The sequence below is a fragment of the Hominimerdicola alba 8 genome (genome assembly GCF_000178155.2).
Lineage (GTDB): Bacteria > Bacillota > Clostridia > Oscillospirales > Ruminococcaceae > Hominimerdicola > Hominimerdicola alba_C.
Map to the genome: position 1 here is coordinate 1 of NZ_ADKM02000049.1, position 12,430 is coordinate 12,430.

Here is a 12,430-nt window from a genome sequence, read left to right on the forward strand (position 1 = left end):
TCACTGGAGGCTTTGAATTTGCTCAGCATATCCTCAAAATCAGCATTGCCCGAATTCTGGTTCGGGTCATATATCGGGGGTGGATTCTTGCTGAAATCCTGCGGAGGTCTGTCATCTCTTCTGGGTCTGAAAGAACCCTGCTGAGGTCTGCCGCCCTGTCTTTTATCATTTCTGTCGCCCCTGTCGCCGCGAGGTGCGCCGCCGTTCGGTCTGCCGCCGCGTTCAGCGGGTCTGCGCTGGGGTGCGGGCTGTGCCTTTTTGATGGAGAGGGATATCTTTCCGTCCTCACCCAGACTCAGCACCTTTACCTTAACGGTCTGACCCTCCTGCAAATGGTCTTTTATCTCATTTACGAAAGTATTCGCCACCTCAGAGATATGTACCATACCTGTTGTATCCTTATCCAGTTCGACAAAAGCGCCGAACTTTGTGATACCTGTTACTTTTCCCTCATAGATCTTTCCTACTTCAAGCTGCATTTAGTTTTTACTTCCTCACTTTTATAATTCTCGGCAGACGTTTATCCGGCGCCGCCGCAGTTTACTTTTCTTTTGACTTGTTTACTATATAATAGCGTTTCTCGTTTGGGTAAGAATAACCCAGCTGTTCGACCGCCACTCTCTCCATGAACTCATCTTCATCGGCACCCAGCAGAGCGGTATACTCATCATTTTTCTGCTTTGTTTCCTCTATCTTGCCTGACATCATAACAGTTTCCTGTTCCAGCTGTTCTATCTCATTCTGCTGAGATATGATATCAGCGCCCGCTATTATACAAAAGCACACGATGATAAAAAACAGGATAGGTCTGAAAAGTCTTGGTCTGTGCCTGATAATGACTGTTTCAGCGGGAACATTTTCTTCCGCCTTATCCTCTTCGGGCATCGGCTCTTCATCAGGCTGATCTTCTTCATCGGTCACAGGCTCATCATCGGGCAGAGGTTCTATCTCCTCAGCGATCTCTTCATGTTCATCAGCTGTTTCTTCATTTTCATCATATTCATTGAGGTCAGCAGCCATTATAAGGTCAGCCATGTCGTCGTTCTCACTTTCCTGAACATTTTCCTGTTCAGCGACCTTTTCTTCCGTTATTTCTTCTTCAGTGATATTCTCGTCCTTATCCATAGCCTGCTCCTTTCCGACTTTACAGCACTATGCAAAGTCTACTCTACTTTATTATACAACATTTTGTCGCAAACTTTCAAGAGCTTTTCAAACTTTTTTTGCCTGAATATGAAATTTAGGCGTTTTTCACAATATTTCACCACTCGCGCGGAACATCTTTGTAGTGCGTTCTTTTGTGAAAAACCGCCCCGAAGTTTTTAACAACGGGACGGTTTGAATGTTGAAAAAACGGGTATCAGATTTTTGGTGTGCGAATGCCGAACTACCGCCGTCTAATAACATCAATGCTGTATAGAAGATGGTTTGCCGTTTTTATCCTCTGGACTGCGTCACGACCGCCGAAGACGCTATCGCTGTTCGGCTAGAATAACGCGGGCAATTCGTCACGCTCCAAAAGAACTGCGTATGTCGAGATTTTGTGCGCCCATCAAATTTCCGGCGAATTGCCCGCTCTTTGTTCGGAATAATGCTGTTTTTGCGCCGCTTGTGGGCTTTCGCTTTGTTCGCCCAACTAATTTTGTTTGTCGTTTTGCTTTCTGCTTCCACGATTGAGGGCTCTGCCCTCAAACTCCCGCAAGCCCTCTGGCGGCGGGCTTGACCGACCGCTTTTTCTCGCGCACAGCTTTATGTTCTTTCCCCACTTTGTCTGCGTCATAGTTCGCTCTGTTTCACGCTAAAACGGCTCACTTTCGTTCATGCCAATAATTATGAATTATGAATTATGAATTATATATATTATTTGCCTACGCAGAATTTCGAGAATACTTCACTTACTACGGCTTCTGTTGCTTTCTCGCCTGTCAGTTCAAGCAGTGAATCTGCGGCATAATCTATCATTACGGTGACTGCATCTAAAGTTTCACCCATTTCAAGTGCTTCCAGTGCGGCAGTCAGATTTTTATTAGCTTTAACCAGACAGCCCCTCTGTCTTTCATTGGCAAAAATTGTACTGTCTGCATCATAATTTTCGGGTGTGAATATTTTTTCGAGAGCATGCTGTATCTTTTCACGGTCATTGGGGTCTTTAGCTGAAATGCAGACGATATTTTCGCAGTATTCGCGGAAAAAATCTTCCCCCACAGCGCTTTCAAGGTCTGATTTATTAAGGACTATCAGCGCCCTTTTGCCCAGCGACCTTACTTTTTCCAAAAGTGCGGTATCATCATCATCGGGCTTTACTGAGGTATCGAACACTTCTATTACGAGCATACATTCTTCAAGGCGTTTCTGTGCCATTTCAACGCCTATTTTCTCGACTTTATCTTCGGTATCGCGAATGCCTGCCGTATCGGAGAGGCGGAAGATAAGTTCACCAAGACGGGCGCTTTCTTCTATGACATCGCGGGTAGTGCCTGCGACTTCGGTAACTATCGAGCGGTCATAGCCCAGCAGAAGGTTCATGAGTGTGGATTTTCCGACATTCGGTCTGCCTGCTATCACAGTGTCGATGCCGTTTTTTATCAGCATGCCGTTATCGCTGTCAGCAAGCAGTCTGCCTGTGACGGAAACGGCGTTTTTAAGACTTTCGCGCAGTGCGTTCTCTTCAACGGCGGGGAGGTCTTCTTCGGGATAGTCTACCCACGCCGCCAGTTCGCCCAGCAGTTTCACCAGTTCTTTAGTGACTTTATCGATGCGCCCGAAAAGACTGCCTTTTCTTGTAAGATTAGCGGAAGCCAGCGCATATTCGCCCTGTGCGGCTATGGTATCCATGACGGCTTCTGCCTGTGTCAGCGAAAGTTTGCCGTTGAGCATGGCACGTTTGGTGAACTCGCCTGCCTGTGCGGGTTCAGCGCCGTTTTCAAGGCAAAGCCTGAGTACCCGCTTTGTGACATATATACCGCCGTGACAGGATATCTCGCAGACATCTTCGCCCGTATACGAATGCGGTGCGCGGAAGACGGTCAGCACGCCGTCATCGACAGCCCTGCCGTTATCATTTATCTGCCCGTATGCGCAGGTATAGCCTGCCATACCCGCCACTGACGGGCAGGTATGGGGCGCAAAGATTTTTTCCGCCACATTCAGGGCATTTTCGCCGCTTATCCTTATGACAGATATGCCGCCCTCAGCAACGGGGGTGGAGATGGCACAAATTGTTGACATAGTATTCTCCTTATTTTAGTTAGCTTTCTCCCGATTTTGATGTGTATTGCCGATGATACAAAATTATGACTATCCCTTTGGCACGCCACCAAAAATACCTTTATAACGAGGAAAGATGACCGCCAAATATATTTATAGCAATCCAACTATTTAAATTCACAAAATTCAGTCGCAAAAGCTCGGATATATGGATTTTGTCTGAATTTTAAGGCGGATTGCTATAAATTCCCGATATAACATCGTTTATTTTGGTGTATCAGCGGGATAACAGCATACAAAATTGTTGTTCTTTCATATTTTCCTTCGCCTTCGGTGGGTGAACGATACACTGCCAAACCGAGATATAACATTTATTAAAAGCGGCATCTTCCCTTATATTCGGGAAGATGCGCTTTCTGATTTTTTTGATATGGTCATCACTTTTTCCCTGTCAAGATATGTATTGCCGCAGATCACAGCTTAACATTCCATCTTTCGGGGTGAAGTTTCAGTATTTCCAGCATATGACCTATATTGCCCTCACCTGCGAACTTTTTCATATCGAAGAAGTCCTCTGTCAGCGGAAGCCAGCAGAGTTCGTTCTCATCGCCGCTGACTTCTGCGGGCTGTTTCAGCTGACCTGCCCATACTTCGACATAACAGCCGTCCAACGGGTAATCAAAGGTCATCAGTCTTTCGAGGGTGATCTGTTCGGCGGTGATGGAAGTTTCTTCAAAAAGTTCGCGGTAGGCGGCATGTTCACCGTCCTCACCGACTTCTATCTTGCCGCCCACCAGATTGTAAAGTCCTTTATAGGGGTCTTTTCTTCTTTTGCACATAAGCCACTCATCGCCTGCGGGCGAGAGGACTATCATGCAGTTATAGCCCTGTATCTTCTGTACCGGCATGGCTTACCTGCGTACAAAGTGCAGTATCTTAGAGGAAAAGTCGCCGCTTATACCATCAACGCCCCATATTTTTGCAACGTTGATGCCTGCATTCATCAGTGCCGCGCCCGAAAGCAGTTTATCGGGTTCGCTTTCCTCGTAGTAATAAGCATCGGGGTCAAGACCTTTGAGCATTATCCTGCGGGAACGCATGTTCGGTCTGCCCATTACCTGCACAAATTCAAACAGTGCTTCGCTCTTGTCCTTAGCCACGAACATCCATGCGTCCCATGTGTTATCCTCGAACATATTGCCGATGCGGTAGTGGTCGCCTGTGCGCACGAGGGGGTTATACTTCTTGAATTCCTCTATCTGGGCGGGTATCATATCCCTATCCTGCTGGGGTATGCGGGTGACATCAAGTTCATAGCCGAAAGTACCGACCATAGCCACATGACCTCTTGTCTTGAACGGGGTATTTCTGCCGACTGTATGGTTCGGGCAGTCGGAAACATGTGCGCCCATAGCGGAACAGGGGTAGCACATTGAAGTACCATGCTGTATTTTCAGTCTTTCGATGGCATCGGTATCGTCCGAGCACCATATCTGCGGTGAATAATAGAGCATAGCGGGGTCGAACCTTGCGCCGCCGCCAGAACAGTTTTCCAGCAGGATATGGGGGTAATCGGTGGTCAGCCTGTTCATGAGGTCGTAAACGCCCAGCACGTATCTGTGCCACAGTTCGCGCTGTCTTTCCTTCGGCAGGAAGTTTGAGCCTACTTCGGTCAGCTGGCGGTTCATATCCCACTTGATATATTCGATATTGGCGTTATCGAGGATATCGCGCATCATGCTGTAAACGTAGTCGCGCACTTCTTTCTGCGAATAGTCGAGCACATACTGTTCGCGGCAGAGGGTGAGGGGTCTGCCCTTTATCTGGATAGCCCAGTCGGGGTGAGCCTTGTAAAGTTCGGAGTCGGGGGATATCATTTCAGGCTCGAACCATATGCCGAACTTCATGCCCAGCTTGTTGACTTCTTCAACGAGGTGTTTAAGACCGCCGTTTATCTTCTTTTCGTAAACGAACCAGTCGCCCAGTGAAGAATTATCGCTGTCGCGGTGACCGAACCAGCCATCGTCCATTACCAGCATCTCAATGCCCAGCTTTGAGGCTTCCTTAGCTATATCTATGAGTTTTTCGGTGTTGAAATTGAAGTAAGTAGCTTCCCAGTTGTTGATAAGTATGGGGCGGCGCTTATCCTTATACTCGCCGCGAATGAGGTTCTCGCGGTAGAGGTCGTGGAAAGTGCGGGACATTTTGCCTATACCCTCATCGGAGTGTACCATTACGACTTCGGGAGCGGTGAAAGTTTCGCCTGCATCGAGAAGCCACTCAAAATCGAGGGGATTTATGCCCATCACGAAGCGGGTCTTTTTATGCTGGGTAACTTCTGCCTGTGCGAAGAAGTTGCCCGAATACACGAAGTTAAAGCCGAAGACTTCGCCCATATCCTCATCGGCGTTATGTGCGCAGAGGGCAACAAAAGGGTTGCTCTGGTGAGAGGACTCGCCCTTGCAGGAATCGACGCTCTGCTTGCCGTGATGGAGCGGTGCGCGCTCTACCCAGCGTTCTCTTGCCCACGAACCGTTCAGTGTTATCATATCCATCTTATCGGTATCGAACTCAACGCATGCAGAGAGTGCCCTTGTCAGCTTGACGGGCTTACTGCCTACATTGGTAAATCTTACCGAACGGGCGATGACATCGAGGTTTTCAAACACCGAGTAGACGAGGACAGCTTCTATCTCAGCGTGGCTGTCTTTCATGGTTATCTCAAGGGTCTGCGCGGGGCTGTTTTCGGTGGCGAAAGTTGCGGGCATACCGTCTAAAGCGGGCTTGCCGTCATATATTTTATGGCTGACATAGCGCAGGTCACAGGTGGACATGCCGTCGCTGTCCATTATCATCATAGCGGGTTCACGGTAGTCGCCTATACCGAAGCATGGGTACTCGAAGGGAGTGGTATCGAGGTAAACTGCTCTGTCGCGGTCATTCTGTTCGGGTGTGAAAGGACTTTCATCAAATCTCAGCAGGTAGCTGAGGTCTTCATCGGGGACTTTTCTGCCGTAGTAGACATGTCCGAGATACTCACCGTTTATGACTTTCAGCATATAGTCGGTGTCCTTTGCGCGCAGTTTGAAAGCGCGTTCTTTTTCGTTGTAGAAAATGCTCATTTTTATATCCTCCTTATTACCCCAATGGGGGGTATTATCCACTTTTCTCTCTTCGATGCGCGTGGGAACTCACATTTTATTATTGTAAGGCCGCAAACGCGGGTATGATATTCTTATTGGGAGTGCGTCACTACTGCTGACGTGTGATTGCTGTTTTTGCTTTATGGAGTGCTGTTCGCGGGAATTGAGTACGCTCTTATCTTTGCGAATTGCCCGCGTTTGCTTTGGTCTATGGCTTTGTTCTCTTACCGTCGGTGCTTTGTTCGCCCAACTTGTTTTGTTTGTCGCTTTTTATCTGCTTCCCCGATTGAGGGCTCTGCCCTCAAACTCCCGCCACCCTTTCGCGAAAGGGTGGACGGAAAGCTCAACTCGCGCTTTGCTTTGCTCTTTTGCTATGCTTTGTGGGCGGCACAGCATTCTCGCGGTCATGCCAATAATTATGAATTATGAATTATGAATTGTGAATTAAAAAAGCCCCGTGAGAAAGGCTGTCAAAGATGCCCCTAATGCTACTACTATCAAAGGCAGTTCAAAATATGCCATGATAAGTGCCGCTATCGTTCCCGCTGCTGCGGTAAAAATGTCACCTGTGCTGTATAGTATGGCAGGCATGGTCATCGCACTTAATACCGCATAAGGAATGTAGTGCAGAAAACTCAGTAAAAATTTTGATGTTATCTTCCTGCGAAAAAAGGTAAAGGGCAGCATGCGGATAAGGTATGTCACCCCAGCCATGACAAAAATGTATATAGCTATACTCATTCCTCAGCACCTCCCTCATCTTTAACAGGGAACAGCCATGCCCCCAGCAGTGATGCCGCTATCGCACAAATGACTGTTGCAAATCCGACCGACACTGCTGTAAAAAGGTACTTGAAAAGCAGGCTGATGACCACCGCGATGAGCGATACCGCCAGTACCCCGCGCTCTTTTTTGGCGGGCGGCACTACTATCGCGATGAACATGCCGTAAAGCAGCAGTCCCATCGCATTTGTTACAGCGGTCGGCAAAAGCTGACCTGCCATCGCGCCAATTGCTGTGCCCGATACCCAACCCAGTGCGGCTACAAATATCATGCCGTACATATATGCGGGTGTGAGCGGTTCGGGCTGTGCGGCACAAACTGCGAATATCTCATCGGTTATGCCGTAGGAAGCCGCCAGTCTGTGCGGTGTTGTGAATTTCTTGTCGAGCCGCTGTGAAAGTGACAGCGCCATCAGCGAATAGCGCATGTTTATGGTTATCTGCACCAGCACCATCTCCAGCAGAGTACCCCCTGCCGCGATGATGTCAACTCCTGCCGCCTGACCTGCGCTGGTAATGTTTGTCAGCGATATCAGCGATGCCCACAGAGCGCTGATCCCTTTGCTTACTGCGGTTATGCCAAATCCGAACGACACCGACAGATAACCCAGCATTATAGGTATTCCGTGAGTCATTCCTTTGATAAAGTCTTTTTTCATGTTGTATCAAATTCCTGTTGATTTTATATGGTTATCCCTTTAAGACACCAAAAACAGTGGTTTTCTTATATCTTTTTATGACTATCCCTTTAGCACACCACTGCAAAATACCTTTATCAATACTGTATTCAATTCCCGATATAACATCGTTTATTTTGGTGTATCAGCGGGATAATCACATATCTTTTTCCACGCCGCATGCAGAGGATTTGTTTACCGCGTTTTCAGTTTATGTGCCAAAGGGATAGTCTTATTATGGGTGTTATCGTATTGCTTTTATAGCAATACAACTATTTAAATTCACAAAATCCGGTCGCTAAAGCTCGGATCTATGGGTTTTGTGACCGGATTTTGTCTGAATTTTAAGGCGGATTGCTATAAGTTATTTGCTGTCATACTTGCCCAGTATTTCTACGACTTCCTGCATAAGTTCGGCAGATTTCTGCTGTTTTGCGAGGGTGACGGCGAAATACGGCTTTGCTTCGTCCACGAATTTCACGCGGTTATTGTATTTTTCTGCAAGACCTGCTATCTGACGGGGCAGTATGCTCCTGATATAGAACTGCATTTTTACGCCTGCCTGTTTTATTTCCTTGATGCCCAGCTTTGAAGCCTTGTTTCTCAGCAAAGCTACTCTCACCAGACCCAGCACAGCTTTCGGCGGGTCGCCGTAGCGGTCTATCAGTTCATCGAGGACATCGCGCGAGTCCTCTTCGGTAGAGATGGAAGCTATCTTGCGGTAAGCGTCCACCCTCTGTGCAGAATGTTCTATATAGCCATCGGGTATATAGGCATCGATGGCTATATCCACCAGACAGTCTTCGGGGGACGGCGGCAGAACTTCGCCTTTCTGTTCGGCTATAGCTTCATTGAGGAGTCTTAGGTACATATCATAGCCTACTGCTTCCATATGACCATGCTGTTTAGCCGAAAGTATACTGCCCGCGCCGCGTATCTCCAGATCGCGCATAGCTATATGGAAACCCGAACCGAACTGCGTAAATTCGCGTATCGCCTGCAAACGCTTGCTTGCAGTTTCATTCAGTACCTTGCCGCGCCTGAATGTGAAGTATGCAAAAGCACGTCTGTTTGAGCGTCCCACACGACCTCTCAGCTGGTGGAGCTGTGAAAGCCCCAGCCTGTCGGCATCTTCGATGATGAGGGTGTTGACATTAGGCACATCTATACCTGTTTCTATCAGTGTGGTGCAGACAAGTATATCTATCTCATGTTCGACCACCTGCCGCCAGATCTCGGAAAGTTCTTTTTCTTCCATCTGACCGTGAGCGTAGCCTATACGCGCATCGGGCAGACTTGACTGAAGTCTGTTGACGGTGCGTAAGATAGTATCTATGCGGTTGTGGATATAGTAGACCTGTCCGCCGCGCCGCAGTTCCTTGCTTATCGCCTGCAGGATAACGCCCTCGTTATGTTCGATGACATAAGTTTGTATGGGGTGTCTGTCCATCGGCGGTTCTTCGATGACCGACATATCTCTTATGCCGCTTAGCGCCATATTGAGAGTTCGCGGTATAGGTGTTGCCGAAAGGGTGAGTATATCCACACCCGGATGGCTCTCCTTGAACTTTTCCTTATGCGCCACGCCGAAGCGCTGTTCCTCATCTATAATTGCAAGCCCCAGATCCTTGAACTCCACATCTTTTGAAACAAGGCGGTGCGTGCCGATTATCAGGTCAACAGTGCCGCGCTTGAGTTCTCTTACAATGGCAGACTGTTCCTTTGGTTTGCGAAAACGCGATAACAGCTGTACTTTTATCGGGAAATGCTCGAACCTTTTTATGGCAGTCTGATAATGCTGCCACGCAAGTACGGTGGTAGGTGCGAGTATCGCGCACTGTTTGCCGTTTTCGACACACTTGAAAGCCGCCCTCAGCGCGACTTCTGTTTTGCCGAATCCCACATCGCCGCAAAGCAGTCTGTCCATCGGGGTCTGTTTTTCCATATCGCCCTTTATCTCGTTGATGGCTCTCAGCTGGTCATCAGTTTCCTGATAATCGAAGCGCTCTTCAAATTCGCGCATCCAGTCATCATCAGGCTCAAATGCGTAGCCTTTTGCCATCTGCCGCTGAGCGTACAGCTTTGTCAGTTCTTCTGCCATATCCTTGACAGCGGCGCGCACCTTATTTCGGGTGCGTGTCCATTCGGTGGAATTGAGTTTATTCAGCTTTATGCCGCCGTCTTCACCCGGACCCACATAGCGCGATACAAGGTCAAGCTGTGTGACAGGCACGTAAAGAACATCTGTTCCTGCATAGTTTATGGTTATGTAGTCTTTCTTTACGCCGTTGGTTTCGATATTGCGTATGCCCTGAAATTTGCCTATACCGTACATCGAATGCACCACAAGGTCGCCTGTGTGTATATCCGAGAGTGCTTTTATCTCTTCGCCCGCTTTATGTTTGGGCTTTTTGCGCTTTGTGGTCATGGATCTCATCTGTGTGATGAGCGCCACGCCGATACTTGGGTAGTCAAAGCCTGCTGACAGGCTTCCTGTCTTTACATAGACCTTTTCGGGTGCTATCTCACAGTTTTCGCTGTACTGCTTTGCATCTATCCCCGCTTCGCACAGGTCTTTTACGATTATCGGCACTGTCTTTTCCGAACCTGCCAGCACTATGGTGCAGTAGGCATTCTCACAGAGGGTCTTCAACTCCTCTTCAAGGCTTATCATACTGCCGCCCCATGCCGAAGTCTGGCGGCAGTCGGTATTTATCAGCTTTTTCAGCTTTATGTCGCCCAGCTGACGCATGAATGTATCCATGAAGATAGTTTTCATGCCGAGTATCCTGCTCTGTGCCTGACCTATATCTATGCAGAAACCTTCCAGCCGCTTGAACAGTATTCCTTCGGTATACATTATTTTCAGGTCTTCCGAAAGCTGTGCCAGCGATGCGCGGGCTTTTTCTATGCAGTTGTTATATTCCGAAACAGCACAAAAGCCCCCGCCGAAATAGTCGAAAACAGTTGCAGTTTCATTATAGGCAAGGGTGTAATATTTGTCAAGATTTGTAAGGGTGATGCCCGAATTTATCAGGTCGATATCCTTCTGTATATTCTCACGTATCTTATCGATGAGTTTGCCGCGCGCTGCTTTTGCGGCGGCTTCCATGCGGCTTATCAGTTCTTCCTCCGACGGGAAGATTATCTCCAGTGCGGGTGCTATGGTGATGCTTTCCAGCGATTCATTTCGGCGCTGGCTCTCGGTATCGAAATACGCCATAGTATCGACTTCATCACCCCAGAGTTCGATACGCACAGGCTGTTTATCCTGAACGGGGAAAATATCTATGATAGAGCCTCTTACTGCGAACTGCGCCGCGCCCTCTACCTGGTCGGTGCGGGTATAGCCTGCCGCCAGAAGTTTGCGCTGTAGTTCTTCGGTATCTATCTCACTGCCGTTTTCTATGGTGAAAGTATACTCTTTCAGTGCTGACGGCGGTATCGTACCTTGCAGACAGGCTTCCATGCTTGCCGCCATTATCCTGCATCTGCCCGACATTATCGCAGACAGTGCTTCGATGCGCCTGTGTTCGTACTCGCGCGAAATGCCCTCCATATAGGCAAAATTCATATCTTTCGCGGGGTAGACGCAGGCTATCTGTTCGCCTGCCATCTCATTGATATCAGCCGTTACCTTAGTTGCATCGGCTTCATCGGCGCATATCAGCAGGCAGCTGCCCAGTGAGGACAGTGCTGCTGTCAGCATAGCTTTATGTATGCCCGAAACACCTGTCACCGCCGCAGGGGTATAACCCTTTAACAGGCAGTTTTTCAGGTCTTTGTAAAAATCAAGACGGCTCGCTGTATCAAAGAAAATATTCATCTTCTCACCCCGTCAGGAATTGAATCTGCTCATGGCTTCGTCAATTTTGCCGTTTACCATCAATTCAAGAGCATCGCAGGCTTTTTCTGCCGCTATATCTATCTTCTTCCTGTCATCTTCGCTGAATCTGCCCAGCACCCATTTTGCAAGGTCGTATGCGGGATTCGGCTTTTTGCCGACACCCAGCTTTATACGCGGGAAATCCTCACTGCCGCACTGTGCGATGATGCTCTTTATACCGTTATGTCCGCCTGCCGAACCTTTGCGCCTTATCCTCAGCTGACCGGGTTCAAGTGAGATATCATCGAATATCACTATGACATTCTCTATCGGTATTTTATAGAAGTCCATAGCTTCGCTGACAGCATCGCCGCTCAAATTCATGAAAGTTTCGGGCTTCATCACCAGACAATTTTTGCCGCCGATGACGGTATTGCCGACTTTTGCCTTGAACTTGCGGCGCTCGCAGGAGAAACCGAGTTTCTTCTCCAGCGCATCTACGGTTATAAATCCTGCATTGTGCCTCGAACCATCGTACTGTATGCCGGGATTGCCCAGACCCACGATGATATATTCGGGCTTTGTTCCTGTTTCGCCTCTTTCGGCTGACAGTTGTTTTAATTTTTCAAAAATATCCATAATTTCTCCCAGACTTTACCAAAAATCGCATTTGGTGTGTATATCACGCACAAAATCCCCGACTTCCGTTAAGTCGGGGTATTTAATTATTATGACTATCCCTTTATCACACCACAAAATGCTTGTTTAACGAGGAAATACCGAGTTGATGTTAT

9 protein-coding genes are annotated in these 12,430 nt (G+C 48.1%); all 9 read right to left on the reverse strand.

Annotation, left to right across the window (positions count from 1 at the left end; genetic code table 11):
* Positions 1–479 (reverse strand): S1 RNA-binding domain-containing protein (locus CUS_RS20355; protein ID WP_002847749.1); only part of this gene is annotated, 479 nt, incomplete at its 3' end.
* Between the two features lie 61 nt (positions 480–540).
* The gene (locus CUS_RS04290; RefSeq protein WP_002847748.1) at positions 541–1,125 is read right to left on the reverse strand and encodes an FtsB family cell division protein; all 585 of its coding nucleotides are present in this window, start codon (positions 1,123–1,125) and stop codon (positions 541–543) included.
* Between the two features lie 735 nt (positions 1,126–1,860).
* Positions 1,861–3,228 carry a tRNA uridine-5-carboxymethylaminomethyl(34) synthesis GTPase MnmE gene (gene mnmE / locus CUS_RS04295; RefSeq protein WP_002847726.1) on the reverse strand — a complete coding sequence of 456 codons (1,368 nt, stop codon included), beginning with the start codon at positions 3,226–3,228 and terminating at the stop codon, positions 1,861–1,863.
* Between the two features lie 452 nt (positions 3,229–3,680).
* Positions 3,681–4,115, reverse strand: a complete 435-nt coding sequence (locus CUS_RS04300) for an NUDIX hydrolase (RefSeq protein WP_002847738.1) — start codon at positions 4,113–4,115, stop codon at positions 3,681–3,683.
* Positions 4,116–4,118: 3 nt separating this feature from the next.
* Positions 4,119–6,329 (reverse strand): alpha-galactosidase, encoded by a 2,211-nt coding sequence (locus tag CUS_RS04305; RefSeq protein ID WP_002847733.1) that lies wholly within the window; start codon positions 6,327–6,329, stop codon positions 4,119–4,121.
* Positions 6,330–6,794: 465 nt separating this feature from the next.
* Positions 6,795–7,091 (reverse strand): AzlD domain-containing protein, encoded by a 297-nt coding sequence (locus CUS_RS04310; RefSeq protein ID WP_002847734.1) that lies wholly within the window; start codon positions 7,089–7,091, stop codon positions 6,795–6,797.
* Positions 7,088–7,792, reverse strand: a complete 705-nt coding sequence (locus CUS_RS04315; RefSeq protein WP_002847731.1) for an AzlC family ABC transporter permease — start codon at positions 7,790–7,792, stop codon at positions 7,088–7,090. Before CUS_RS04315 ends, CUS_RS04310 begins: the two co-directional genes overlap by 4 nt.
* 382 nt (positions 7,793–8,174) lie before the next feature.
* Positions 8,175–11,636, reverse strand: a complete 3,462-nt coding sequence (gene mfd / locus CUS_RS04320; protein ID WP_002847723.1) for a transcription-repair coupling factor — start codon at positions 11,634–11,636, stop codon at positions 8,175–8,177.
* 12 nt (positions 11,637–11,648) lie between these two features.
* Positions 11,649–12,275 (reverse strand): aminoacyl-tRNA hydrolase, encoded by a 627-nt coding sequence (gene pth, locus CUS_RS04325; RefSeq protein WP_002847732.1) that lies wholly within the window; start codon positions 12,273–12,275, stop codon positions 11,649–11,651.
* Between the last annotated feature and the right edge of the window lie 155 nt (positions 12,276–12,430).